Source organism: Pseudomonas sp. E315 (assembly GCF_055406205.1).
Window position 1 is genome coordinate 21389 of the sequence record NZ_JBUZPJ010000019.1, and the last position, 23858, is coordinate 45246.

General features: G+C 55.0%; 26 protein-coding genes and 1 pseudogene. 10 read left to right on the forward strand and 17 right to left on the reverse strand.

The window, feature by feature from the left end; genetic code table 11:
- Positions 1-274: 274 nt before the first annotated feature.
- Together ACZRJQ_RS20475 and ACZRJQ_RS20480 are read left to right on the forward strand one after the other, a co-directional pair.
- Positions 275-484, forward strand: coding sequence for a DUF2790 domain-containing protein (locus ACZRJQ_RS20475; protein WP_463980170.1), 210 nt, complete (start codon positions 275-277; stop codon positions 482-484).
- Positions 485-892: 408 nt separating this feature from the next.
- On the forward strand, positions 893-1828 hold the full coding sequence (locus ACZRJQ_RS20480) for a SphA family protein (RefSeq protein WP_463980123.1): 936 nt from the start codon (positions 893-895) through the stop codon (positions 1826-1828).
- Positions 1829-2061: 233 nt separating this feature from the next.
- On the opposite strand, the gene ACZRJQ_RS20485 is transcribed toward ACZRJQ_RS20480, so the two are convergent.
- On the reverse strand, positions 2062-3915 hold the full coding sequence (locus tag ACZRJQ_RS20485) for a sigma 54-interacting transcriptional regulator (RefSeq protein ID WP_463980124.1): 1854 nt from the start codon (positions 3913-3915) through the stop codon (positions 2062-2064).
- A gap of 345 nt (positions 3916-4260) precedes the next feature.
- Between ACZRJQ_RS20485 and pchA the strand changes: the two genes are divergently transcribed.
- From pchA to ACZRJQ_RS20510, 5 genes are all read left to right on the forward strand, one after another.
- Positions 4261-5736, forward strand: coding sequence for a 4-hydroxybenzaldehyde dehydrogenase (pchA, locus tag ACZRJQ_RS20490; protein ID WP_463980125.1), 1476 nt, complete (start codon positions 4261-4263; stop codon positions 5734-5736).
- 45 nt (positions 5737-5781) lie between these two features.
- Entirely contained in the window at positions 5782-6117 is a 336-nt protein-coding gene (locus tag ACZRJQ_RS20495) for a c-type cytochrome (RefSeq protein WP_463980126.1), read from the forward strand.
- A gap of 10 nt (positions 6118-6127) precedes the next feature.
- A complete protein-coding gene (locus ACZRJQ_RS20500; protein ID WP_463980127.1) occupies positions 6128-6820 on the forward strand; it encodes a hypothetical protein in 693 nt (230 codons plus the stop codon).
- Positions 6821-6833: 13 nt separating this feature from the next.
- Complete coding sequence (locus tag ACZRJQ_RS20505; protein WP_463980128.1) at positions 6834-8402, forward strand: FAD-binding oxidoreductase; 1569 nt, start codon at positions 6834-6836, stop codon at positions 8400-8402.
- Between the two features lie 62 nt (positions 8403-8464).
- Positions 8465-8836: a c-type cytochrome gene (locus ACZRJQ_RS20510; protein ID WP_463980129.1), complete on the forward strand. Its 372-nt coding sequence runs from the start codon at positions 8465-8467 to the stop codon at positions 8834-8836.
- 84 nt (positions 8837-8920) lie between these two features.
- Here ACZRJQ_RS20510 and ACZRJQ_RS20515 read toward each other — a convergent pair whose 3' ends face one another.
- Entirely contained in the window at positions 8921-9841 is a 921-nt protein-coding gene (locus ACZRJQ_RS20515) for a LysR substrate-binding domain-containing protein (protein WP_463980130.1), read from the reverse strand.
- Between the two features lie 139 nt (positions 9842-9980).
- Here ACZRJQ_RS20515 and ACZRJQ_RS20520 point away from each other — a divergent pair, with 139 nt between their 5' ends.
- The 3 genes from ACZRJQ_RS20520 to ACZRJQ_RS20530 all read left to right on the forward strand — a co-directional run bounded on the left by ACZRJQ_RS20520 (position 9981) and on the right by ACZRJQ_RS20530 (position 12597).
- On the forward strand, positions 9981-10763 hold the full coding sequence (locus ACZRJQ_RS20520; RefSeq protein ID WP_463980131.1) for a YqcI/YcgG family protein: 783 nt from the start codon (positions 9981-9983) through the stop codon (positions 10761-10763).
- Positions 10760-11395 carry a LysE family translocator gene (locus ACZRJQ_RS20525; protein WP_463980132.1) on the forward strand — a complete coding sequence of 212 codons (636 nt, stop codon included), beginning with the start codon at positions 10760-10762 and terminating at the stop codon, positions 11393-11395. The genes ACZRJQ_RS20520 and ACZRJQ_RS20525 overlap by 4 nt, the downstream gene beginning before the upstream one ends.
- A gap of 68 nt (positions 11396-11463) precedes the next feature.
- Positions 11464-12597 (forward strand): SGNH/GDSL hydrolase family protein, encoded by a 1134-nt coding sequence (locus tag ACZRJQ_RS20530; protein ID WP_463980133.1) that lies wholly within the window; start codon positions 11464-11466, stop codon positions 12595-12597.
- A 79-nt stretch (positions 12598-12676) separates the two neighbouring features.
- Here ACZRJQ_RS20530 and ACZRJQ_RS20535 read toward each other — a convergent pair whose 3' ends face one another.
- The 15 genes and pseudogenes from ACZRJQ_RS20535 to ACZRJQ_RS20605 all read right to left on the reverse strand — a co-directional run bounded on the left by ACZRJQ_RS20535 (position 12677) and on the right by ACZRJQ_RS20605 (position 23817).
- Positions 12677-13975, reverse strand: a complete 1299-nt coding sequence (locus ACZRJQ_RS20535; protein ID WP_463980134.1) for an NAD(P)/FAD-dependent oxidoreductase — start codon at positions 13973-13975, stop codon at positions 12677-12679.
- Between the two features lie 48 nt (positions 13976-14023).
- Positions 14024-15112, reverse strand: a complete 1089-nt coding sequence (locus ACZRJQ_RS20540) for a polyamine ABC transporter substrate-binding protein (RefSeq protein ID WP_463980135.1) — start codon at positions 15110-15112, stop codon at positions 14024-14026.
- Positions 15113-15242: 130 nt separating this feature from the next.
- Positions 15243-15416: pseudogene (locus ACZRJQ_RS20545) on the reverse strand (glutamine synthetase); the annotation flags it as partial.
- Positions 15417-15564: 148 nt separating this feature from the next.
- Complete coding sequence (locus ACZRJQ_RS20550; protein WP_463980136.1) at positions 15565-16443, reverse strand: helix-turn-helix domain-containing protein; 879 nt, start codon at positions 16441-16443, stop codon at positions 15565-15567.
- A gap of 193 nt (positions 16444-16636) precedes the next feature.
- Positions 16637-16810, reverse strand: coding sequence for a hypothetical protein (locus ACZRJQ_RS20555; protein WP_463980137.1), 174 nt, complete (start codon positions 16808-16810; stop codon positions 16637-16639).
- Positions 16803-17051 carry a hypothetical protein gene (locus tag ACZRJQ_RS20560; RefSeq protein ID WP_463980138.1) on the reverse strand — a complete coding sequence of 83 codons (249 nt, stop codon included), beginning with the start codon at positions 17049-17051 and terminating at the stop codon, positions 16803-16805. The genes ACZRJQ_RS20555 and ACZRJQ_RS20560 overlap by 8 nt, the downstream gene beginning before the upstream one ends.
- On the reverse strand, positions 17051-17377 hold the full coding sequence (locus ACZRJQ_RS20565; RefSeq protein ID WP_463980139.1) for a toxin VasX: 327 nt from the start codon (positions 17375-17377) through the stop codon (positions 17051-17053). Before ACZRJQ_RS20565 ends, ACZRJQ_RS20560 begins: the two co-directional genes overlap by 1 nt.
- The gene (locus ACZRJQ_RS20570; RefSeq protein ID WP_463980140.1) at positions 17377-18273 is read right to left on the reverse strand and encodes a DUF4123 domain-containing protein; all 897 of its coding nucleotides are present in this window, start codon (positions 18271-18273) and stop codon (positions 17377-17379) included. The genes ACZRJQ_RS20565 and ACZRJQ_RS20570 overlap by 1 nt, the downstream gene beginning before the upstream one ends.
- Positions 18274-18339: 66 nt before the next feature.
- A complete protein-coding gene (locus ACZRJQ_RS20575) occupies positions 18340-18858 on the reverse strand; it encodes an Hcp family type VI secretion system effector (protein WP_463980141.1) in 519 nt (172 codons plus the stop codon).
- 391 nt (positions 18859-19249) lie between these two features.
- Positions 19250-19828 carry a TerD family protein gene (locus ACZRJQ_RS20580; RefSeq protein ID WP_463980142.1) on the reverse strand — a complete coding sequence of 193 codons (579 nt, stop codon included), beginning with the start codon at positions 19826-19828 and terminating at the stop codon, positions 19250-19252.
- 39 nt (positions 19829-19867) lie between these two features.
- Positions 19868-20443, reverse strand: coding sequence for a TerD family protein (locus ACZRJQ_RS20585; RefSeq protein ID WP_463980143.1), 576 nt, complete (start codon positions 20441-20443; stop codon positions 19868-19870).
- A gap of 26 nt (positions 20444-20469) precedes the next feature.
- Positions 20470-21516 (reverse strand): TerC/Alx family metal homeostasis membrane protein, encoded by a 1047-nt coding sequence (locus tag ACZRJQ_RS20590; protein WP_463980144.1) that lies wholly within the window; start codon positions 21514-21516, stop codon positions 20470-20472.
- Positions 21517-21523: 7 nt separating this feature from the next.
- On the reverse strand, positions 21524-21973 hold the full coding sequence (locus ACZRJQ_RS20595; protein ID WP_463980145.1) for a tellurite resistance TerB family protein: 450 nt from the start codon (positions 21971-21973) through the stop codon (positions 21524-21526).
- Positions 21974-22039: 66 nt separating this feature from the next.
- Positions 22040-23230 carry a TerD family protein gene (locus ACZRJQ_RS20600; RefSeq protein ID WP_463980146.1) on the reverse strand — a complete coding sequence of 397 codons (1191 nt, stop codon included), beginning with the start codon at positions 23228-23230 and terminating at the stop codon, positions 22040-22042.
- Positions 23227-23817: a TerD family protein gene (locus ACZRJQ_RS20605; RefSeq protein ID WP_463980147.1), complete on the reverse strand. Its 591-nt coding sequence runs from the start codon at positions 23815-23817 to the stop codon at positions 23227-23229. The genes ACZRJQ_RS20600 and ACZRJQ_RS20605 overlap by 4 nt, the downstream gene beginning before the upstream one ends.
- Between the last annotated feature and the right edge of the window lie 41 nt (positions 23818-23858).

Consider the following 23858-nt stretch of genomic DNA (forward strand, 5'->3'; position numbering starts at 1 on the left):
CCCTGTGGGCCGATGAAGTCGCCGGCCTCATTGTTACTGATTCTCCAACAATGATTTCCCATCTTTGGGATTTATCCAAAAAGCCATCGGCATAAACTAAACCCAGCTTCCAAACAAAGCCACGAAACGCAAACTCTTCAGGGTCCAAGCAAACCACCCTCCACGTTTCGTAGAGCCTTCGGCCTCGCTAGATCGACTGAAGACGTTAATCGTTTGCATCGTTGGGACATTGAACATGAAACTGCTTCAAACCTTGGTTGCCGCTTCTTTTGTAATGCTGGGTAGCCAAATGGCTTTTGCTGAAGAACCTGCTGTTGAGCAATACACCTATGGCTCGCACTTGGACATCGCCAAAGTGATTCACCAAGACCCTGTACCAGACGTTTGCGGCGTCGTGTCAGTGCAAATGATTTACCTCGACCATCAAGGTCAGGAACACGTCATGCAATACAGCGTGATGGGTAACGGTTGCTCGAACAGCTAATTGAGTCCCAACGCGGCCTGCTCGTTACAGGCCTGGTTGAAACGCCCCTTTATTGGGGCGTTTTTTATGGGCGCAAAAGCTAATAGCCGGGCCAGCCAGATCACGATCAATAAGGCTCAAGTGCTTATGCCACCCTAAGAGCACTGCGTCCTTCGGATCAAACGCCAACGCCTCACCAAAACACCGCGGGTCATATTTTTAGGCCTGAAGCCTTATAACTTTGCGCAGCAAGCCGAATTCCCTTAATAAAAATCTTCGCTGACGCGGGCATAAGATTTATGTGGGCTTTTATCTCTTTGATTTAAAACATAAAAAACAAACTTAATGAATTGGCACGATTGTTGAGAAGCCACAGGGCGGATCTTTATTTTCCGCACCGCTCATAACAATAAAAAGGTTGGGCTTCTCATGTTTCAGAGATCTTCTCGCTGCACTTCTCTTGTGTTCAGTGCTGGCCTGTTTCTGTCGGGCAGCGCGTCATTGGTTCAGGCGACTGAAGGCGGTGTATCGTCTTGGCCGATGGGTATTGAAAACTACGGCATGGGCGTTCTGCCGCCGCCCGGCACCTATGGGCAGTTGTTTGTGGGTAACTATTTGGCCGACAGCCTGCGCGATAACGCAGGCGACAAAGTGGCCAGCATCGACCTGCGTGTCACCACCTTGGTGCCACGGTTTGTCTGGGTGACCGAGCAGCAAGTGCTCGGCGGCAATCTGGGCTTTCACGCCCTGCTACCACTCAATGACATGCGGCTGAACATCAAAAACGGCCCGCACGACCATAAACGAGGCATTGGCGACGCACACCTCGGGCCGGTAATCGGGTTCCATCACAGCGACAAGTTTCATACCGCTGCGGGTGTCGACTTCGTACTGCCAACCGGCGGTGAGTACGACAAGAACGACCTGATTAACCTCGGCACTAACTACTACACCGTCCAAGCGGTGTATGCCATGACCTACATGGACCCTCAAGGTTTCAATGCCGATGTGCGCTTGATGTACGACTACAACTTCAAAAATCAGGACACCCACTACCAGTCTGGCCGCGAGCTTCATGCCGATTACACACTCGGTTGGGGCGTGGGCAACGGCTGGGTACTGGGCGTCGGAGGCCACGCTTACCAGCAAGTGAGCGATGACCGGTGCGGCGCATCCCATTGCGCCGCTTCAGCCGCAGTCGATGCAGCCGACGGCAACCGTGGCCGTTCTTTTTCCATTGGCCCGGCGATTCAATACGCCAGTAAGGATGGCTGGTTTTTAAGCGCCAAATGGCAAGATGAGTCCGGCGTACGCAACCGCACTGATGGTCAGGCTTACTGGCTGAAGTTCACCGTCGCGCTCTGAGCCAAGCCCCTGCGCGGCCCAATAAAAACGCCCCGCTCAGGGTAAGGCTGTTAAGGGCTTTTGTAAGCGCGAGCGTGCTCGCGAAGTGCTCATGGTCATCGCGTTTATCCAACAAACACGCGTTATCGTTGATGCCCTTCGCGAGCACGCTCGCGCCTACTACAGATGTCGGTTTGTATAAGTGAACAGCATGGCCCCCACGGGGCGTTTTTTAACCCAAGCCACTCGCGGATCTAGCTTCCCTTGAGGCGGTAACTGACCTGCGCACGGCTCATGCCGAGCATCTGCGCGGCGGCCGTGATGTTGCCACCCGAACGCTCCAACGCCAGGTGAACCAAACGCTGTTGGATTTCTTCCAGCGAAATGTTCAACACCCGTTGGCGTCCAGATACAAAGGCTTGCAGGCTCTCCAATACTGGCTCACGAAGGGCATCAGCGGCCTCTTCGTCAGTGGGTGGCACCGGTAACTGATCGTCATTTACCCCCTCATCATGGCGCTGACCCGCCGACAAACGCCCCTCGGGGGTCAGGCCAATGGCCGTTGCCATTAACGGTGCGCCAGCCTCGGCCAAATGCACCATGTCGATCACCTCGCCATCACCGGCCGCAATCACGCCACGCTCGATCAGGTTTTGCAGCTCTCGAATGTTGCCCGGAAAACGATAAGTCAGCAGCGCGTTCACCAGCCTCGTGCTAAAGCCCGCGACGTGGCGCCCATGACGGCGGCTGAAATGACGCAAAAAGTAACTCATCAGCAACGGGATATCTTCGCGACGCTCGCGCAACGGCGGCAAGTGAATGGGGAACACGTTCAGTCGATAGAACAAGTCCTCGCGAAAACGCCCGGCCTCGACTTCGCGGCGCAAGTTCAGGTTGGTCGCAGCAATAACCCGAACATCCACTTTAATAGGCGCCGTGCCACCGACCCGCTCAATTTCACCTTCTTGCAAGGCGCGCAAAATCTTGCTCTGCGCACTGAGGCTCAAGGTGGCTATTTCGTCGAGGAACAGCGTCCCGCCGTGGGCGCGCTCAAAGCGCCCGGGGCGCGAACGCTCCGCCCCTGTAAAAGCTCCACGCTCCACACCAAATAATTCGGCCTCCACCAGGTTCTCCGGCAAGGTCGCGCAGTTGAGTGCAACAAGCGGCATGTGCGGCCGAGAACTGGCTTGATACAGCGTTCGGGCAAACAACTCTTTGCCAACCCCCGATTCGCCGGTCAACAGTACTGTCGCCTGAGTCGAGGCAACCCGTTGCAGCAATTGGCTGGCAGCAACAAATGCCGCCGAAATTCCCACCAGCGGCTCGCCATCAACCGGCTCTTGCAGCGTGGCAACAGTGGTTTCAATGCCGGATGCGTAAGTACTGCGGCTCAGAAAATCACTCGGGTCCAAGTACGCCAGATCAACGTCAATATCGTCCCATTGCTCAGCAGGCTTGCCGACAATGCGACAGGCTTTGTGGCCCATCGAACGGCATTCTTGCTCGCGAAACACCACCAGCCGACCGAGCAATGAAGAGGCGTAACCGCTCGCATAACCAATCTCCATCCAGCAAGCCGGCTCGTCCCCCAGGCCATAGGCGGCGATGTGTTCATCGTCTTCCAACGAGTTGTGCCAAAAGAATTCGGAATAGAAGTGGCCAATGCCCGAGTCGATCTCAAAGCGCACCACCTCAACATTGACCATGCCCTCAAGCATGTGCAGCCGAGGCCCGGCGCTGTACAGGCTGGCGTGATCGCCGTCAGGCCATTGCTCGCTGACTTGAGCGGCGTCCCGCGCCCCGGCCTGCCAGCCAATGCGGGTGAGCTGGCCGCGCGCCTTGTCAAACCCCAGCGCTTCGATCAGCTCGCGGCGAATAGCCCCGAATGCAGAACCTTGCAGCAACATCACGCGCTGGCCGCATAACCAGATGCTGCCGTCTTGAGGGGAGAAAGCCACGGTTTCGGCCAATTGTTCGGCCGAAGGTAAGCCGCTGGCACCAAACTGGCTGGCGCGGTCGACGATCAAACGCTTTTGGCGGCCCAGCATCTGCTTAAGAAAATCCACATCATCAGGGCGATTATTTTTGTTCGGCGTGGCACGAGTCATAAGGGTCAACAAGTGGCAGTCAATTAAGCGTTTCAGTATGCCCAGACCACCCGCCCGGTCAATCTGTCAGTGGCCGAGCCCTCGCCTTGCGACCTGCATTCGCCCGATAACCGCACAGATTAGATCGAAAGCCATCAGCGCTGAGCTTTCAGCAACCTGCAGCATCCTCTGCACAAAATTCTGCACTGAGGGCTGTCATGTCTATATTCGATGTAACGCGCTTACCTCATAACAACTACAACCTATTGATATTTAAAGGAATAAATAAAACTATACGGCTTGGCACGATAGTTGTTATCTCAGGTTAAGCGCACTGTTAATAAAACAACTAAAAGTGAACTCGACATGAATATCAGCCCTCCTGCTTATCAAAACCTTGAGCTGCAACCCCTTGCCGGGCAATGGCGCGTCGCAAGCGGCGATCGTCAGCTTGAGGTGTGCGACCCCTTCACTCAAAAACACTTGCTGACGATCACGCTGGCCAATCGTGCGGATCTTGATGAGGCGTATCAAAAGGCACGCGAAGCCCAAGTCGCTTGGGCCGCTCAAGGGCCTGCCAGTCGTGGTCAGGTTTTGCTCAACGCCGTAAGAATCTTTGATGAGCGCCGTGACGAAATCATCGACTGGATCATTCGCGAGTCCGGCAGCACCCGCATTAAGGCACAAATCGAATGGGGCGCCGCGCGGGCCATCACGCTTGAATCAGCCAGCCTGCCAAGCCGTGTGCATGGCCGCATTTTGGCCTCCAACATTCCCGGCAAAGAAAGCCGTGTTTATCGCGTGCCGCTGGGCGTGATCGGTGTCATCAGCCCCTGGAACTTCCCCCTGCACCTGACCGCACGCTCGCTGGCACCCGCCTTGGCGCTGGGCAACGCGGTGGTGGTCAAACCTGCCAGTGACACGCCCGTGACCGGCGGCCTGCTGCTCGCTCGCATTTTCGAAGAAGCCGGGCTGCCCAAAGGCCTGCTCAGCGTAGTGGTCGGCTCCGGTGCCGAAATTGGCGACGCCTTCGTCGAGCACCCAGTGCCATCGTTTATTTCGTTTACAGGTTCGACTCAAGTGGGACGCAACATCGGGCGCATCGCCAGCGGCGGCGAGCACCTCAAACACGTTGCACTGGAGTTGGGCGGTAACAGCCCCTTCGTCGTGTTGGCCGATGCCGATGTCGAGCAAGCCGTTAACGCTGCCGTGGTGGGCAAGTTTCTCCATCAGGGCCAGATCTGCATGGCGATCAATCGCATCATCGTCGAGCAGCCGCTGCTGGAGGTGTTTACTCAGCGTTTCGTTGAGCGGGTCAAAGCCCTGCCCTACGGCGATCCCAGCAAAGCTGAAACTGTTATCGGCCCGATCATCAACAGCAAGCAGTTAGCAGGCCTGCAACACAAAATCGCCACGGCAAAAGCCGAAGGCGCCACGCTGTTGGTGGGCGGTGATGCCCAAGGCAACGTCTTGCCGCCGCATGTGTTTGGCAACGTCACTGCCGACATGGACATTGCCCATGAAGAAATCTTCGGGCCGCTGGTGGGCATTCAATCGGCACGCGACGCCGAGCACGCGCTGGAACTGGCCAACCGCAGCGAATATGGGCTGTCCAGCGCTGTATTCACCTCCAATCTGGAGCGCGGCGTGCAGTTTGCCCAGCGCATCCACGCGGGCATGACTCACGTCAACGACATCCCGGTCAACGACGAACCCAACGCCCCCTTCGGCGGCGAAAAAAACTCAGGGCTTGGACGCTTCAATGGCGACTGGGCGATTGAAGAATTCACCACCGACCACTGGATCACCCTGCAACACGCCCCAAGACCGTATCCGTTCTGACTCGAACTACGGCACCTCACAACTAATAAGAATATGGAGTTCGAAATGTCTTTACTCCTCAGCAGCTCAGCTGTGAAACAGTCCCTGGCTGCCTGCCTTGCCCTGCCGTTGATGATGCTGGCTAGTAACGCTGTTGCCGATGGCGACGGCGTATGGAAAGGCGGAGAAAACGTGTACGCCAAAGTGTGCGGTCACTGTCACGAAAACCTGGTCGGGCCGGTTCTCAAGGGCCGGCAACTGCCAGCGCCTTACATCACGGCCGTCGTGCGTAACGGTTTTCGTGCCATGCCGGCCTTCCCCGCGTCGTTCATTGACGACAATGCGCTGCAACAAGTGGCCGACTACATTTCAAAATCCCCAGTGCCAGCGGCCAAGCCTTAAGGAGTACGCGATGAATATTGAACGTCGTTTACTGCTTAAAGGCATGGCCTTGAGCGGTATGGCCGGTGTGGTCGTGACCAGCTCAGGCCTGAGCATGGCCAACAGCGCGTTAGGCGCTCAAGCTCGACACGCATTGCCGACCTTGGCGCTGGTCAGTGGCGAAGTGGCCGAGTCGGCCTTCCTTCAGGGCATCAACGCCAGCCCAGCGGCCAAGCAGGTCAAGCTGCAACGCACCGACCTGAGCCTGGACTTCATTCTGGGTCTGGAAAAACGCCTCAGCAGCGGCCAGTCGCAACGCATCATCGGCTTGGTCGACGATGCCACAGGCGCACTGATCATTGATCAGGCGCGCAGTGCAGGCGCTCGTGTGCAATGGCTCGGCGAGCACCGCGCCACAGCGCAAACCTCGCACCATCGCCTGCTCAGCGCCGAGGCCGCCAGCGGCTGCGCCCCGCAGCTTGGGCTAAACCTCAACGCTTGTGGTGCTGGTTTCAGCCTTAGCGAACAGCGTTTCCACGGCCAACAAACGCCGTTGCAAGTGTCGGCACTGACGCGCAACAAGGCAGCCTCTGAGCAATGGGCGGCCACGTTGGGTTACACCCTCGCCGCCCTAGGCACCGCCAACCTCGGTCAGGCCCCGCAAATCGCCAGCCGTGAATCGCCGTTGACCGGCCATTTCGTTTCGTTCTCGATCGAAGCTTGAAGGAATTCTCCAGATGACTGAACCCACCAACAAGACTCTGCTTCCACGTGGCGTCGACGCCGCTAACTTCGAGCAAGCCATTGCCAAGTTCCGCGCCTTACTCGGCGAAGACAACGTGCTGATCAAGGACGATCAACTGATCCCCTACACCAAGATCATGATGGCCGTGGATAACGCCGAACACACACCGTCCGCTGCCGTCACCGCCACCACGGTCGAACAGGTGCAGGGCGTGGTGAAGATCTGCAACGAACACAAGATCCCGGTGTGGACGATCTCGACAGGCCGTAATTTCGGCTACGGCTCCGCAGCGCCCGGTCAGCGTGGTCAGATCATTCTCGATCTGAAAAAAATGAACAAAATCCTCCACGTCGATCCACAGCTATGTACCGCGCTGGTCGAACCCGGCGTGACCTATCAGCAGCTCTACGATTACATCCAGGAACATGACCTGCCGCTGATGCTGTCGTTCTCTGCGCCTTCAGCTATTGCAGGCCCGCTGGGCAACACGATGGACCGCGGCGTGGGTTACACGCCTTATGGCGAACACTTTTTGATGCAGTGCGGCATGGAAGTGGTGTTGGCCAACGGCGATGTTTACCGAACCGGCATGGGCGGAGTCAAAGGCGACAATGCTTGGCAAGTCTTCAAGTGGGGCTATGGCCCAACGCTGGACGGCATGTTCACCCAAGCCAATTACGGCATCTGCACCAAGATGGGCTTTTGGTTGATGCCAAAACCTCCCGTATTCAAGCCATTCGAAATCAAATTCGAGAACGAATCGGACATCGCCGAAATCGTCGAATTTATCCGGCCGCTGCGTATCGCCCAAGTTATCCCCAACTCGGTGGTGATTGCTGGCGTGCTCTGGGAAGCCTCCACCTGTAACACTCGCCGCTCCGATTACACCCTTGAGCCGGGTGCCACCTCGGACGCGATTCTCAAGCAAATCCAAAAAGACAAAAACCTGGGTGCCTGGAACGTTTACGCCGCCCTGTACGGCACTCAGGAGCAAGTGGACGTCAACTGGAATATCGTCACCGGCGCCCTCAAACAACTGGGCAAAGGCCGAATCGTCACCCAAGAAGAAGCCGGCGACACTCAGCCCTTCAAATACCGCGCGCAACTGATGTCAGGGGTGCCGAACCTGCAAGAGTTTGGTCTCTACAACTGGCGGGGCGGCGGTGGTTCGATGTGGTTCGCGCCGGTCAGCCAGGCCCGAGGCAGCGAGTGCGACAAACAGCAAGCGCTGGCCAAAAAAACCCTCAACAAGTACGGCCTGGATTACGTCGGCGAGTTCATCGTTGGCTGGCGCGACATGCACCACGTCATCGACGTGCTGTACGACCGCACCAACCCGCAAGAAACCAAGCGCGCCAATGCTTGCTTCGCTGAGCTGCTGGATGTTTTCGAGAAAGAAGGCTACGCCGTTTACCGCGTCAATACGGCCTTCCAGGAACGTGTGGCGCAGAGCTACGGCCCGGTCAAACGCAAACTTGAACATGCCATCAAGCGCGCCCTGGACCCGAACAACATTCTGGCGCCCGGCAAATCCGGGATCGACCTCGCCAACCCATTCTGATTGGTCTTGATGCCTGCGCCAGATCCACTCTGGCGCAGCTGTTTTTATTGGTAGGAAACGCAATGAACTTCACACCCTTTTTTGCCGCCAGCGCCCTGCTGTTAGCGGCTACTTTCGCTCAGGCACAGGGAGATGCCACACAGGGCAAAGCGCTGTTCGCCACCCAATGCGGTTTTTGTCACAGCCCCGATGCGGGCAAGAATTTAATGGGCCCCAGCCTGCACAACGTATTCGGTCGCGCTGCCGCCACGGCGCCAGCCTTTACTTATTCCGCCGCCCTGCAAAATGCCAAATTGCAGTGGAGTGAAGTGAACCTGGACAAGTGGCTAGCAAGCCCGGCGACCCTGCTGCCGGGCAACATGATGATGTACCCGGGCCAGGCCGATACTCAAAGCCGTGAGCACCTGATCGCTTACCTAAAAAGCTTGAAGTAAGCCGCTCACTGGGCCAATTCGCTGCACGCCGCTCTTGGTCTTTAAGCCTTGGGCGGTTGTGGCTGACGCCCCCGCTGGCAGCGCTTAGCTCAAATAGTGAAGGGTGTGTGTGGACAACGAAGGAATCTGCGTCAACAAATACTCACGCAATTGATTCATCTGCTTCACTTTTGGACTGCCCTTGAGCCACGTCATGTAATAGCCATCTCCCGTGGCCACGGCACTCTGAAAAGGAAGGTGTAGCCGACCGTGTTCAACCTCCTGACTCACCAGCACTAAGTCAGCCACTGAAATACCCAGCCCTTGCAACGCGGCAGCGATGCCTTGATCGAGGGTGTCGAATAACTGGCCGCGCTCAAGATTGATCGTGTCCAGCCCCTCCATTTTTTTCAGCCAACGGCGCCAGTCTCTGCGGTCGGTAGAAGGGTGCAGCAAGTCGCACTCATTGAGCTGCGTTAAGGTCGGGTTATTACGCTGACTATAGTCCGGGCTGCACACCGGAATTAACCATTCATCAAACAACTTAAAACTTTCCATGTCGGGGCCAAAATTACCTGTCCCCAAAAGAATCGCGCAATCATAAGGCTCGGAATAAAAGTCAACTTCATCAATATCCATCCACACACTGGAAATCTGAACAGAATATTGACTGTTTGTTTTTTTAAAATTATCCAGCGCTTTAAGCAACCAGCGAATGGTTAATGTTGACGGTGCCTTCAGGCGAATACGGTTGTGATCAACTTTTAACAACTCACAGGCATTTTCAATAATTTTAAATCCTGTTTTTAGCTCGCTGGATAACATGCGGCCTTGCTCTGTGAGCGTGAGTTTTGGTCCCCGACGTTCAAACAGATTGCAGCCAAACAGAACTTCAAGGGTTTTGACATGGTGGCTAACAGCACTTTGAGTGACAGAAAGCTCGTGGGCAGCCTTGCTGAAGGAGCAAAAACGCGCGGCCACTTCAAAGGCTCGCAGTGCGTAAAGCGCGGGTATCCGTTCAGTCATAGGAGCCTCTACCATGAGTTTGGCTAATAGTAGGCCACAACATAACCCGTTTTACAAAGGCGAGTCACGTCGCCCAGAATTCTGTTCCTAATAAAATACAGACACTTATATCTTTTTATACCTGCCGCATGGAGTTCAAATGCTGACCGCTTATGGACGATGCCTTAGCACAGTGGCCATCAATGTATACGATGAAACAACTCCACTTGAACAACACACCTGGATGACCGCGGCACTGAGCGCATTTGAATCAACGGTTAAGCAGGATAACTTTCCGTGCCTATTCGCAAAAAAATCCGTAAACAATGAAAGTGTAGAAATAGTGTTCGTCAGCGAACAATACGCTAGCACTGATTTAATCGCGGGTTTGAGCCGTTACATCGAACACACATCGTCGTGGACACTTAAACAGAGAATCGGCAAACCCTTAGTTATCTTTTTTGAAAAGAACAACTTTCCTTCACTTGCCGAAGAACAAGCGTATGCCTGGCACCTGTTACAACAGCTGCACGACGAAGACACCAGCCCTTGGCCTGATGCAGTCGCAACCGACCTGCACAGTGAGCAGTGGTCGTTCTGCTTCAAGGGCATGCCCCTTTTTATCAACATGAGCTTCCCTTCTCACCGGCTGATGAAAAGCCGCAACTTAGGGCCGCACATCGTCTTCGTCATCAACCCCCGCGAGAATTTTGATCACGTGGCCGCTGGCGACTCTATTAGCGGGCAACGTATTCGCGCACGCATTCGAGCGCGAGCCGAGGCCTACAACGAAGGGGCGTTGTCTCTTTCGCTCGGTGTTTTTGGTGAGCCCGGAAGCCTTGAGTTCAAGCAATACCAACTGGAGGAGCCCGGCTCGCTGACCCATGCGCAATGCCCTTTCCACATGAACCTTAAACACTCCACCAAGGCGAACACTCCTTGAATACTGCACTGACACTCACTTACATCATTACAGTCTTTCTGTTGATCGCAACGCCGGGCCCGGTAGTCGCTCTGGTGATCAATACCGCCAGCATCTCTGGCCCGCGAAAAGCATTTTTCACCGCACTGGGCACCAACTGGGCGTCCTTGGTGCTGATTGCTCTGGCCTCGTACATCATCATCAGCAGCGCGGCGATCAACAGCATGCTGCTGAACGTGTTGAGCCTGTTGGGATGCCTGTTCATAGGGTATGTGGCCATCGGCACGCTGAAGGATGCAAGTGCAACACCTGACGCATCCACCACAGTAAAAGACTCCCGGCGCGGCGGGCTATTGAATGGTTTTTTGGTCGGTATTTCCAACCCCAAAGACATCATTTTCTTCCTGTCCTTCTTCCCGCAATTCATCCAGATCACCACCTCGTCGGAACGCAGCCTGGTGCTGTTATCACTGCTTTGGGTGGTCATCGACTTGTTGGTTCTGGGCGCCTACATCCTGATCATCGGCAAAGTGCTGAACAGCACCAACCAGCGGCTGATTACTCGCTGCTCGGGCGTCGCGTTATTACTGATTGCGCTATTGGGGCTGATCTACAACGTGCGTGAACTGCTGCTTCAAACAGCTCTGGTTTAACGCCAGTACGGCTGGCGCTCTGGCCAAGCAACTTCAATGGCCCCAAGACACTGAGTGGAGAAGCCACTATGCGCTCGACTGACCAGCTCGTTCTGGATCATTACCAGGCAGTACAAGAGGTCTATAAGTGGACCCCTCAGATTCGGGACTACGACAGTTTGCTGCACGTGGGCGCTCGCTGGGTGCCCTACACCATGCACTTTCATGAGAAGAACTTTCGCTCCAAGGCAATCAATACCGATGCGCTGGGGTTTCGTTACAGCGAGCTAAATGGAGTGCGTTTTTCCGTTGCCGAACGTCCCCTGCGCGGGAAGATCAATTTGCTCGTCGGCGGCTCCACGGCCTTGGGGGTGGGCGCCTCGCGGGACAAATTTACCGTGGCTTCGCGGCTCAACAAGCTGACCGGTGAGGTGTGGCTAAATTTTGCCGGGCATGGCTACAACGCCACTCAAGAAATCCTGATGTTCTTGATGCACCAACGGCGCTTGGGGGATATCGGCCACGTGGTCGTACTCAGCGGTATCAATACGCTGGCGCTGGAGGGCACTGCGCAAGAGTTCACCAGCGAACATGGGGGTTACTACTACTCTCTTGAGTTCCAGCACTACATGAACAGGTTTAACGAAGACCTGCTGCGCAAAAAAAACACCTTCGCCCCACAAGGCACGAGCACTTGGTGGCAACGGTGTAAACGTGCGCTGTTCGATACAAACCCGGCAGATAAAGTGATGAGCGACGAAGGCATCTGCCTGGATGAACGACTCGAACGTGCAACGCAGTCCATTGCAGACGCGCTTACACAGTGGAAGCTGCTGCTGTCGGGCAGCGATGCAACCTTGAGCTTTGTGCTGCAACCCCTCTCGCACTGGTGCCGAGATCGACTGACACCCATTGAAGAAGCGGTGTTTCACGCCATCGACCATTGCCCCAATAACTTCTATCGACTGTTTAGCGGCGTATTAGGCCAAGAGGTCCACGCCCCCTTTTTTAACCAGATTCAGGCCAAAGCGCAGAGCATTCAGTGCCTGGACATGAACGAGCTGCTCAAAAAGTCCCCCGTGTTCAACGAAACTTTATTTGTTGATCGTCTTCACTTTAACGACTTGGGCAACGAGCAACTTGCCAACCTCATCAGCACCGAACTCGGCCTGGGCCGCGCGCAACATCATGCTTATTGCTCAAAAGATTTCGAGCTTTTTTAAGGGCTACACACTCAGTGGCGACTATCCACCCACCGAGTGCGTGCCCTTCAACCCCGACTCAAACGTGTTTGCCGCCAGATCAATGCCCCGCCATTTCCTTGAGTCGATACCAAAGCATGCCCATTGCCAACAGCGGCGAGCGCAACAATTTACCGCCAGGAAAAGTCAGGTGCGGCACGCTGGCAAACAAGTCGAAACCTCGGCTTTGTTCAAGGCTGATGGCTTGCGCAACCAATCGCGCAGCCATGTGTGTGGTGTTGATCCCATGCCCCGCGTAAGCCTGGGCATAAAACACGTTGGGATGAGCCTGCAAGCGGCCAATCTGCGGCAACCGATTGGCTCCGATGCCGATCATCCCGCTCCACTGAAAGTCGATTCGCTTGCCCGCCAACTGAGGGAACACCTCAAGCATTTTGGGGCGCATGTAAGCGGCGATGTCGTTGGGCGTGCGCCCCGAGTAGTGGCAGGCGCCACCAAACAGCATTCGTCGATCTGCCGACAGCCGATAGTAATCAAGCCCTATGCGTTGATCACATAACGCACGGTTGTGGGGGATCAAGGTTTGAGCCAAGTCTTGGCTCAAGGGCTCAGTGGCGATCACATAGCTGCCCGCGGCCAAAACCTTGCCGCTGAGTGCAGGCGCCAAATCCCCTAAGTAAGCATTACCGGCAAGCACCAGCGTGTTGGCGTGAACCACGCCGTTGGCTGTGTGTACGCGAATGCGGCGGCCATAGTCGATTCGAATCGCTGCACTGTTTTCGTATAACTGAACCCCCAACTGCTGAGCCACTTTAGCCTCGCCCAGCGCCAAATTGAGCGGGTGCAAATGCCCCGAACCCTCATCAATCAGCCCGCCTACATAGCGATCAGAGCTGACCACCCGGTGCATATCCGCACGCTCAACCAGCTCGATGTTATGCCTGTAGCCCAGCGCTTTAAGTGACGCTTGTTCGGCAATCAGGCCTTCAAAGTGTCGAGCAGTGTTAGCCAACTCGCAGTGCCCCCAACGCAAGTCGCAGTCAATGTGATGCTTGTCTATGCGCTGACGCACCAGATCAACCGCGTCCAGTCCCAAATGCCCAAGCACGTTGACGCCTTCGCGGCCGATGTATTTTTCGTGCGCACCAAGGTCGTGACCAACGCCACGAATTAACTGACCACCATTACGCCCCGTGGCCCCCCAAGCAATTTGATGCGCCTCTAACACGATGACTGAATGGCCTCGCTCAGCCAGTTCAATGGCCGTATTCAACCCGGTAAAACCGGCGCCAATCACGCACACATCTGCTTGCGCCTGCCCCTCGAGCGGCGGGCAATTGAGTTGAAGGTTGCGCGTGGCGCTGTAATAGGTCTGCGGTAAAGACATCATGGACGTCATAAAAACTGCCTGCTCAGTTGCCGGGCACCTACGCACCCGGCACAAGGTTTAACGACCGGACTTGAACTTGTTCCACGAGCGCGTCATCCAGCGCATCAGTTCTGGTGGCAGCTCAGACGATACATAGAGTTTGGCTTGCACCGACTCGGGTGGGTAAATCGACGGGTTGTGGGTAATTTCATCACTCATCAAGGCCGTGGCTTGGGTGTTGGCGTTGGCGTAACCCACGTACTCGCTGATATTGCTAATCACCTCAGGCTTGAGCAGGTAGTTGATGAAGGCGTGGGCTTGTTGAGGGTTTTTGGCATCGGCCGGGATGCTCAGCATGTCAAACCACAAGTTGCCGCCTTCCTTGGGAACGATGTAGGCAACGTTCACTCCATTGCCTGCTTCCTTGGCGCGATTGATCGCTTGGAACACATCACCCGAGTAACCAAAGGCAATACAGATGTCGCCGTTGGCCAGGTCCGTCACGTACTTGGATGAATGGAAATAGCTGATGTATGGCCGCAGAGGAGCAAGCTTTTTCTCGGCGACCTTGTAGTCCTTAAGCTCCAGACTGCGTGGGTTGAGGCCAAGGTAATTGAGCATCGCAGGCATGATTTCGTCTGCGGAGTCCATAAAGGCAACACCACAGCTTTTAAGTTTTTTCAGGTTCTGGGGCTCAAACAACACACTCCAGGAGTCGATGCTATCGATGCCCAGCACCTGTTTGACCTTGTCGACGTTGTAGCCGATGCCATTGGTGCCCCACAGGTAGGGGACCGCATATTCATTGCCCGGGTCGTTGACTTGCAGTCGCGCCAGCAACGCCGGATCAAGGTTCTTCCAGTTAGGAATCTGTGACTTGTCGAGCTTCTGGAAAACCCCCGCCTTGATCTGCCGCCCTAAAAAGTGGTTACTCGGCACCACTACGTCATAACCGGTACGCCCAGCAAGCAGCTTGCCCTCCAGCGTTTCATTGGAATCAAACACGTCGTAAATCGGCTTGATGCCCGTATCGCGCTGAAAGTCTGTCAGCGTGTCCTCGGCAATGTAGTCCGTCCAGTTATAGATATTGACCACCTCTTGGGCAGACGCTTGGCCAGCCAATGCGCAGAGGGTCGTAAACGTCAATTTCAGAGCGATGCCTTTCATCCATATGTCCTTTTGTGAGTCCATTTTGGAATGTGCTCAGGCGCACCCGCTGCCTTTACACGCGATACAGCAGGAACTCACGCTCTCAAGAGCTGATCACCTGCTTGTAGTTTTTATGCCCAACTCGCTTAACGGCTAGCAACCAGACACTCTCAGGCAGGCACATGCCGTGCTCATTGAGGAGAATGTTGGTCGGCGAAATTTGGCCCCGCGCAATGCCACTTAAATCAGAGCTCAGGCACTCAACTTCAGTGATTTTTTGTTCTTTTAGCCATTGGCTGAGTGGGGCCAGATTGCCTTTCATAATGCCTCTACAGGAATTTGACCGAGCGCCACGTGACGGCTCAATTCCATGCTGCAAAGCGATAGTGCAATCGGGAGCCAGTAGGCTTCTATCCGATTTGCGCTTTTCTTAACGCTCCATTTTGGGGCAGACAGAACGTCACATCAGCCTAGCGAGGCCGCAACAAGGTTTGGCTGGGCAACTCGCCAAACAAACTGCGATACGCCTGAGAGAAGCGCCCCAAATGCCAAAAGGACCAACGCATGGCGACTTCCGCCACGCTGGTCTGCGCCGGGCACAAACGCAATAAGTCCCGACGGGCGAAATTTAACCGGCGCAAGCGCTGCCACTGGCTGGGCGATACGCCTGTAAACGAGGTAAAGCTGTGCTGTAACTGACGCACAGAAACCCCGACACCCTTGGCCAGATGCAGCACATCAAAGTGATCTTGCGGGCAGGTCATGACCAGATCGAAAACCCTCTGAATAAGGCGTCGGTCATGGGCCAGATCTTTTTGGCTAGCGCGGTCGGGCGCCTGGCTTGAACAATCGAGGACATACAAACAATCATCGACCAACTGTTGCGCCAGCCCCTCCTCCACACCTGCCGAGGGTTGGGCCGCAAGTTGCTGCAGTCTGCGGCTTAGCCAACGGCCAAATACCTGACTTTGCTGAGACACCAATGGCGTTAAGAACAAGCCATCGAGGCAACTCAAGTTAGCGAGTTGTTTGACGTGTTGAGGGCCAATGACCACGCCCACTTCTTGATAGTTTTCGGGGGTGATCCAGGTGTTTTGAGTGTCTTCGTTGAGTAAATACAACGAGCCACTGCTCGTATCGAAACTGAACACCAAAGCGTTTGCGGGCGCATGAAAGTACTGCTCAATGCGCGTATTCATGCGCTCTTCGTACGCCTCAATGCCATTGAGTTCCATATGCACAACGGCGCCATGAAAATGCCCCGCAGACATTTGCTGGTAATGCTCCTGCCAACCCGCAATAACGAGTTGCTGATCCACATCCGCCGTGTCGTGGGATTGAATCTGCATATGGCTTTCCTTCTTTGTGCCCCGCTCAAGCCACCGAGACACTGCCAGTAATAATTATTATTGGAGCACCCTATCAGCGTAAAAAAAGCAGCGCAAGGCAAGCATTACGGGGGCCAAGCCCAATACAGAGGCAAAGGCTTGACCTAGAGCACCGCAGTGACTACTTAGCGGCCAAGCACACAAAAATCCTGCTTTACCTCCTGCGTGGGGAGTGGGGTTGGCTGCGATACAGAGCCGCAAACACTTCGGTAATTGGTCGCCGAGGGTCGCGTTTGATCAAGGCTTTGACCTTCGCGCTCAGGCTCATCAACTCGCTGCTGGGTTTGGCCCACTGTGCGGGTGGCAAGGGTTCTAACCATTCACGCATTGCCGCGGGCAACACTCGACGGCCCACTTTGGCGATGCGTTTTATCTCCCATTCCACCAAACGGTTGGGCAGCGTCCAATCGCTCCGTCGCCACTTCAGCTAGCCAGTGCTCAGCCATGTCACGAGTCAGCAGATGCGAGCCACCTTTTTGACAATCAATGTGGCTCAGGCTCACGGCCTGCATAAAGCGATCGCGATCGCTGGTGGCGTTCAACACTTGGCTGCATTTTTTGCCGTCCACTAGGCCTCGGCATAGCTCACATGCAGGGTGCTGCGTTTGTCGTAAATCAGGCTCGGCGTGTTGATCGGCTGAGTACGCTGATCCACGGCGACCTTCTCGCCTTGCCCGAACATGGCGTTGACCAGGCCATCCAGCACGCGGTACTCGGACAAAATACCCGTGCTGCCTTCAATCACGTACAGCCAGCCATCGCGCAGCAAACGAATGCCCAGCGGGATGAGTTGCACCTTTGCCTGAGTCAGCGGGCAAATGCCTAGGCTGCTTCTGGCGTTGCCACGGCTTTTGCTGACATTGTTTGGATTTTTAGGGAAGAAAGCAGCCGACATTAATCAGGTTCTCGCAGGCCTAGTGCCCGGCATCTGGCAACTTCGGCAACATTTGCAACCCGTTGGGCGGGCGTGAGAGACGAAACAAGGCTTAAGGCTTCATCAAGGTCGGGGTGAACTTGCAGGGCTTTTTCACCGAGGTAGCCATGAATGTTGGCGTAAAGGGTGATATCGAGCTCGCTTTCAAACCCGTGCTCGTACGCTCGAACAGCCAACGTTTGCAGATGCTCCCAACGTTGGGCAGGCGTGGCATCGACTTGATAGTGCGCAAAGTAATGGCGCATGTGCTGATCAAGCCTCATCACCGTATTACGAAACTGCACGTCATCCAGCACACGGGTTTGCGCCTGACTAAACAGGTAGGGCGACTCGTGTTGTGCGACGAGTGCAGGGCCGGGCCGTGGGTGCAAATACCACGTATCAAGCGCGCCATCTGGAATGAGTATTTGCGTGCACGGGCCGAACAGCGTGGCATCGGCTTCATGCTCTCGATGGCTGAGAACGGCATGGGCGACCGAAGGGTCTGCCAGCCGTAAAAACACATCTTGCCCATGAGGCAAACGCACTCGGGTCAACCAGCGCAAGTGCTGAACCAGCGCTTGCCAAGTGCCATCACCCGACAATAAATAGCCCCATTCTTCATGGCTATGGGCCAAAAACTGTTGCAGCACCGGGTGTTGCGGGTTGTCGATTTTTATCACCCTGGGCGACAGGTCTTCGAGGCCAGGCATGTTGGGGGCCGTATACAAAGGCTCATACACCCAAGGGTTGGTCCATTGCTCCAGTTCATGGGGCAATAGGTTCATACGCACAGCGTCTAACAACAACCCGGTGCAGCCTTGCCAATTGAACTCGGAGGGGAGGCCTTCGCTCAACGGCACTTTAAGTTTAAACATACAGAGCCACCTACCAACGACCTCGGCCCGCAAAGCGGGCCGAGGGTTTGTTATGAATGTATGAACTTAGCCAACAGCCGGTGTACGCCAATCGTCGGAACCAGAAGTCCCGCATGCCTCATGAGTCCAAGTGATTTTCCGATAGGTAAAGTGCACGTCTTCAAGGTGGGTGAAATGCTCATTCGCCTTGTCTTGGCAGTTGTACATGTAATCCTTGATTTCAACGATGATCGCGTCTTCAAGCTTCGTGGTGTAGTAAAGCTCTTGGTTGCCTTTAATCGAGGTTCGATACCACTTGATAATCACCTCAGTCATTTTTTCGCCCGTGGTGAGCGCCGCTAACAATAGAGGCGAAGCCTTATCAAACACCTTGGTGATACACAATGCTTTGTGGATACGCTGACCCGTTGGCTGCCCTGATTGAGGGTCGCGGGGAATGATGACCTGATGGCTAAAAGCCTGAACCATCACCTGATCTTCATGGCCTTCTTGGTAAGTGTTACCCACTGACATTGCGGTGAAAGCACCAGCAGTGATCAGACCTTGTTTTTCACCTGTAACGGACATATAGGCTGGTGTAGCCATAAAACTCTCCTTGCTGAAATGATGGGCTTCTCCCAAAACAAAGGCTTGCGAGACATCAAGGTGAGTTCAAAACCCATACCAACAAGAAAATAATCCATATAAATCAATAAGTTACAATCAAATCGAGACAATTATTTAACGTTCAGCCCACTCATTCGATCAAAATTGCGCAACCTCTTGCGCATTAGCGTGCAACATCTTGCAGCCCCCCTTCACCCATTAATGACTAAGTCCCAGTCACTTTTTTGAGAGGAAGGTCCATTTTTATGCGCAACATGTTGCACACGATGGATTTGTGAGAGTCCCCAACGATGGCCTATGAGCGCCGATTCACGCCCACAAAAAAGGCCCTCCCCGCTACCGGGAAGGGCCTTTGTAGTAACGCTGAGGTTTAGCCCAGGTTAACGCCAAAGTTTGAAGCCAATGGCGCGAGGCCGCCGGCAAAACCTTGGCCGATTGCCTTGAACTTCCACTCTTCGCCATTGCGATACAGCTCGCCGAAAACCATCGCGGTTTCAGTCGAAGCGTCTTCGCTCAGGTCAAAGCGTGCCAGTTCTTTGCCGTCAGCCTTGTTCAGAACGCGGATGTAAGCATTCGATACCTGGCCGAAGTTCTGCTTACGGCCTTCAGCTTCGTGGATGGTCACAGCAAAGGCCAACTTCTTGGCTTCTTGCGACAGACCCGCCAGGTTCACATTCACTTGCTCGTCGTCACCTTCGCCTGCGCCGGAACGGTTGTCGCCCTGGTGCACGACGTTGCCGTCTGGTGAGGTTTTGTTGTTGTAGAACACAAAGCTACCGTCGTTCAGCACTTTGCCGCTCTCGCCAACAATGAACACCGAGGCGTCCAGATCGAACTCCTGGCCGTCAGTAACACGCGGGTCCCAGCCCAGACCCACAACCACTTCGGTCAGGCCCGGAGCTTCTTTGGTCAGGGAAACGTTGCCGCCTTTACTCAGACTTACTGCCATGTTCATGAACCCTTATATGAAAAGTTGATGGGGTACTGATTAAAATTTCAAGCCGTAGCTTTCGGCCAACGGCTTTAGGCCACCGGCAAAGCCTTGACCTACAGCGCGGAACTTCCACTCAGCGCCATTACGATACAACTCAGCAAAAATCATCGCGGTTTCAGTGCTGGCATCTTCAGCCAGGTCATAACGAGCAACTTCGCTGTTAGTGTCCTGGTTCACAATACGGATGAACGCATTGCGCACTTGACCGAAGTTTTGCTTGCGCGCTTCAGCTTCATGGATGGTTACCGTGAAAGCGATACGGTCAATATCGGCAGGGACTTTAGACAGGTCGACCTTGATCGCCTCGTCATCGCCGTCGCCTTCGCCAGTACGGTTGTCACCGGTGTGCTCAACTGAGCCATCTACGCTTTTAAGCTGGTTGTAGAAAATAAAATCGGAGTCGGCGCGGACTTTTCCGTCAGCCTTGAGCAGGAATGCGCTCGCATCAAGGTCGAAGTCCTGGCCATCAGTGGAGCGAGCATCCCAGCCCAAGCCCACGAGGACTTTAGTCATCCCCGGAGCTTCTTTAGTCAGGGACAGATTGCCGCCTTTGGAAAGGGAAAGTGCCATGAATAATTCTCCTTAATAGTGTGCGATCAAGCGTTCGTGTCGTTTTTAACGTCGGATTGCTCTTCATCTTTACCCGGAAAGATGATGCTGGCCACGATACCAATGGCCAATACCACCAGCACCACCATCAAACTGGTGTTCGGATCGATGCTGATGCCGTGACCAAACAGGTGATCGGTCGCGTTCAGGGCCAGCTTGCCGGCGATGAAGAACAACAACGCGATAACCGATTTTTCCAGATGAACCAGGTAGCGTTTCAGGGCTTCAAGCACGAAGTACATCGTACGCAGGCCTAGAATGGCGAACATCATTGCCGAATAAACGATCAATGGTTCACGGCTCACAGCAATAACAGCTGGCACGGAGTCGAAGGCGAACAGAATGTCTGATACCTCGACCACCACCACACACAGAAACAGTGGTGTCGCAAACAGCGCGCCTTTGCCTACAAGACTCATTCCCTTGTTCTGCGGCTTCGTTAGCTCTTTTTCAAGCTCTGTGCGCGAAACAAAGAAATTATGTCCATGCAGCTTCGGCCAAACCGGGAACAGTTTTTTCGCAAAACGGTAGGCGATGTGCTGGGAATAATCCTCTTCCTCATCCTCTTCCTTGCTGCGCAGCATCATGATCGCAGTCCAGGCCACAACCACGGCAAACAGCACTTCGACCCAAGGGCCAAACGCCAGCAGGCCAGTACCGATCGCCACGAAGATCAAGCGGAACACGATGGCCCCGATAATGCCCCAGTACAGAACACGGTGACGCAGCGAGTCCGGGATCTTGAACCAGGCGAAGATAGCCATGAACACGAACAGGTTGTCGACGCTGAGGACTTTTTCCAGCGCGTAACCGGTGACGAACAGGCTGGCAACGCTTGGGCCGTGGGCGTAGTACAAGTAGCCCGCAAACGCGAGCGAGATCAGCACCCAAAAAATCGACCAGACGGCCGCATTGGTCAGCGTGACCGGTTTATCGCTTTTGTGGGTGAACAGATCGATTGCCAAGGCAATGACCGCCAGAGCCACAAATACAGCGATGGTAGTTGGCGGAAAGCCAATTGCCGTGTTTTCCATGATGTCCTCAGAGATCAAAATCGCCAGGGTTCAGCCCCAGCTCATTGCAGATGGTGCGGCAAGCAGCCCGCTCACTTTCATCAAAGTTGCCGTCAGCGCTACCGATGGCGCAGCACACACGCACCAGCAAACGAGCCGCATCTTCTTTTTTACGTAACAGACCGATCGACTTCAGAGCTTCTGCACGACCGATCTGTTGATCAAACTCAAACTTCTCGCAAACCCCATTGAACGACTTGATCACGTCTTTGACGTCAAACGCCTTCAGCTCATTGGAGTTTTGGATAAAACCAATCATCTTCTGTTTTTCGTCGCTGCTGATGTTGCCATCGGCGGCGGCAACCAGTGCGCACCCGGAGACCACGGCCTCCATGAATTCACGGTTTTTGAACTTGCTGACTTCCGCCGACAGTTTGTCACGGGCGGCAGTTGCGTTGGTTTTCAGCCATTCGAGCATTGGATTCACCTTGTCAGAAATAGTGGGTACACCGCCCGCCTCAGCAGGCGGCCAGTTACAGAGCGCTCATTTGGACCCGGCAGCCCAGCGCATGCCCCAGCCAAAGGCTTTGTCCATGTCCGAATGCCCTTTGAAGAACTCGACCTTGCGATTGACCTTGACGCTACCGCCGATGTTTTCGAGCAAGGCAATGGCGCACATGCCCTTGGTGCCGCCCTCTTCGCTCAAGCGCACTTCAATCGGCGCTTCACCCGGAATGTACAAGGTGATTACGCCGTCAGTGGCTTGCCAGTTGGGCGCGCCCTCGTAGATAAATGCGTACACCAGCACGCGGCGAACTTTGCGCCACTCCTTGCCGTTGATACGCAACCACTCGCCGTCGCTCACCGAGCCTGTGCGGTCGTCGCCCATCAGTTGAATAAACGGCTCATCACGGAAGTCGCCAAAGGCGTTGCCCAAGGCTTGAACCGCGCCTTTTTTGCCGTTTTCCAGCTCGTACAGGCAACCTACGTCCAGATCGATACCGCCAGACTTGCCACGCAACGAAGCAAAGAAGCCGCCACCGCCGCTCGGGCTGGTACGGTTCCAGTTCAGGTTGATTTTAATTTCGCCGAAATCACCGTCTTTTTTCTCAAGACTGATCGACGGACGCTGTTTGTCGAGGGTAATTTTTGACAAGTTAACCTTGGAGGCTGGCGCGGGAGCAGGTGCTGCGGGCGTTGGCGTTGGGGCCGGTGCTGGCGCCGGAGCAGGGGCCGCAATATCAACCCCGAAATGCTGGGCCAACGGCGCGAGGCCACCGGCAAAGCCCTGGGCCACGCAACGGAACTTCCATACGCCCTGACGGCGATAGAACTCACCCAAAATCAGGGCTGTTTCCTGCATGCCCTGAGTCGAAATAGGCGCTTCAATGCCACCCGACACCGACACATTCAGCTGAGGGAAGGCTGAAAACTTGGCCTTGTTCTCATAAATGGTCGCGGTCAGCGCCACCTTTTCGATGGCGGCATCAATGGCGTCCAGATTGACGCTGAACACTGTGCGGCCTGCGGCGGACTCAACCAGCTTTACCGCGCCATTGTTGACGCTCTGCTGACCAAAGAAGCACATGTCGTTATCGCCACGCACCTTGCCCGCTTCATTCAGCAAAAACGCCGAAACGTCCAAATCAGCGCCCGGTACAGGGGTATAGCTGACGGTGACGCTCAGGGTGCCCGCACTGACCGCGGTGTTGGCGCCGGGAGTCAACGTGCTCATGAGCGCACCGCCTTGGCGGCCTCATTGCTCAAATCTTGTGCAGTACGGCCATTGGCCACGCTGCCTACCGCCGTCAAATCCCAGCCCGCTGAAGTCCGGCTCAGGTAAGCCATGACGACGCCGGTGTGGCGGCCTTTTTCAGACAGGTTGAAGCGCGCCAGCTCTTTGCCAGTCAGTTCGTCGACAATGCGGCAGTAGGCGTTTTCGACGGCATCAAAGTTCTGCCCGGTGAACGAGTTCACGGTAAACACCAAGTGTTTAACGCTCAATGGCAGTTGCTCAAGGTTGACCATGATCGACTCGTCGTCGCCGTCGCCTTCACCGGTGCGGTTGTCGCCAGAGTGAACAATCGAGCCATCACTGGATTTAAGTTGGCGGAACCACACCAGATCCAAAGGCTGCTTGTCATGGTCAAGCACGATGCAGGAAGCATCCAGATCAATGGCATCGTTGCTGCTCAGTAATTTGGCAAAAAAACCGCTCGGTTTTGCCGGGTCCCAACCCAGGCCCATGCGGATTTTTTTAAGACCGGCTCCGGCTTCTTTTTCGAGGGAAATCGTTTGGTTCTTGGACAGCGAAATGGCCATGAAGCGTCTCCTTGTCTGCACTGATGCACGAAGTGCTGTTT

Coding starts and splice junctions, on each gene's coding strand:
- ACZRJQ_RS20530 (WP_463980133.1), top strand. CDS start 11,464: ATGCGCTCGACTGACCAGCTCGTTCTGGATCATTACCAGGCAGTACAA.
- ACZRJQ_RS20555 (WP_463980137.1), bottom strand. CDS start 16,810: ATGCGTGAATGGTTAGAACCCTTGCCACCCGCACAGTGGGCCAAACCC.
- ACZRJQ_RS20510 (WP_463980129.1), top strand. CDS start 8,465: ATGAACTTCACACCCTTTTTTGCCGCCAGCGCCCTGCTGTTAGCGGCT.
- ACZRJQ_RS20515 (WP_463980130.1), bottom strand. CDS start 9,841: ATGACTGAACGGATACCCGCGCTTTACGCACTGCGAGCCTTTGAAGTG.
- ACZRJQ_RS20595 (WP_463980145.1), bottom strand. CDS start 21,973: ATGCTCGAATGGCTGAAAACCAACGCAACTGCCGCCCGTGACAAACTG.
- ACZRJQ_RS20520 (WP_463980131.1), top strand. CDS start 9,981: ATGCTGACCGCTTATGGACGATGCCTTAGCACAGTGGCCATCAATGTA.
- ACZRJQ_RS20500 (WP_463980127.1), top strand. CDS start 6,128: ATGAATATTGAACGTCGTTTACTGCTTAAAGGCATGGCCTTGAGCGGT.
- ACZRJQ_RS20605 (WP_463980147.1), bottom strand. CDS start 23,817: ATGGCCATTTCGCTGTCCAAGAACCAAACGATTTCCCTCGAAAAAGAA.
- ACZRJQ_RS20565 (WP_463980139.1), bottom strand. CDS start 17,377: ATGTCGGCTGCTTTCTTCCCTAAAAATCCAAACAATGTCAGCAAAAGC.
- ACZRJQ_RS20475 (WP_463980170.1), top strand. CDS start 275: ATGCTGGGTAGCCAAATGGCTTTTGCTGAAGAACCTGCTGTTGAGCAA.
- ACZRJQ_RS20535 (WP_463980134.1), bottom strand. CDS start 13,975: ATGACGTCCATGATGTCTTTACCGCAGACCTATTACAGCGCCACGCGC.
- ACZRJQ_RS20580 (WP_463980142.1), bottom strand. CDS start 19,828: ATGGCAGTAAGTCTGAGTAAAGGCGGCAACGTTTCCCTGACCAAAGAA.
- ACZRJQ_RS20590 (WP_463980144.1), bottom strand. CDS start 21,516: ATGGAAAACACGGCAATTGGCTTTCCGCCAACTACCATCGCTGTATTT.
- ACZRJQ_RS20550 (WP_463980136.1), bottom strand. CDS start 16,443: ATGCAGATTCAATCCCACGACACGGCGGATGTGGATCAGCAACTCGTT.
- ACZRJQ_RS20540 (WP_463980135.1), bottom strand. CDS start 15,112: ATGAAAGGCATCGCTCTGAAATTGACGTTTACGACCCTCTGCGCATTG.
- ACZRJQ_RS20570 (WP_463980140.1), bottom strand. CDS start 18,273: ATGTTTAAACTTAAAGTGCCGTTGAGCGAAGGCCTCCCCTCCGAGTTC.
- ACZRJQ_RS20575 (WP_463980141.1), bottom strand. CDS start 18,858: ATGGCTACACCAGCCTATATGTCCGTTACAGGTGAAAAACAAGGTCTG.
- pchA (WP_463980125.1), top strand. CDS start 4,261: ATGAATATCAGCCCTCCTGCTTATCAAAACCTTGAGCTGCAACCCCTT.
- ACZRJQ_RS20485 (WP_463980124.1), bottom strand. CDS start 3,915: ATGACTCGTGCCACGCCGAACAAAAATAATCGCCCTGATGATGTGGAT.
- ACZRJQ_RS20495 (WP_463980126.1), top strand. CDS start 5,782: ATGTCTTTACTCCTCAGCAGCTCAGCTGTGAAACAGTCCCTGGCTGCC.
- ACZRJQ_RS20600 (WP_463980146.1), bottom strand. CDS start 23,230: ATGAGCACGTTGACTCCCGGCGCCAACACCGCGGTCAGTGCGGGCACC.
- ACZRJQ_RS20480 (WP_463980123.1), top strand. CDS start 893: ATGTTTCAGAGATCTTCTCGCTGCACTTCTCTTGTGTTCAGTGCTGGC.
- ACZRJQ_RS20585 (WP_463980143.1), bottom strand. CDS start 20,443: ATGGCACTTTCCCTTTCCAAAGGCGGCAATCTGTCCCTGACTAAAGAA.
- ACZRJQ_RS20505 (WP_463980128.1), top strand. CDS start 6,834: ATGACTGAACCCACCAACAAGACTCTGCTTCCACGTGGCGTCGACGCC.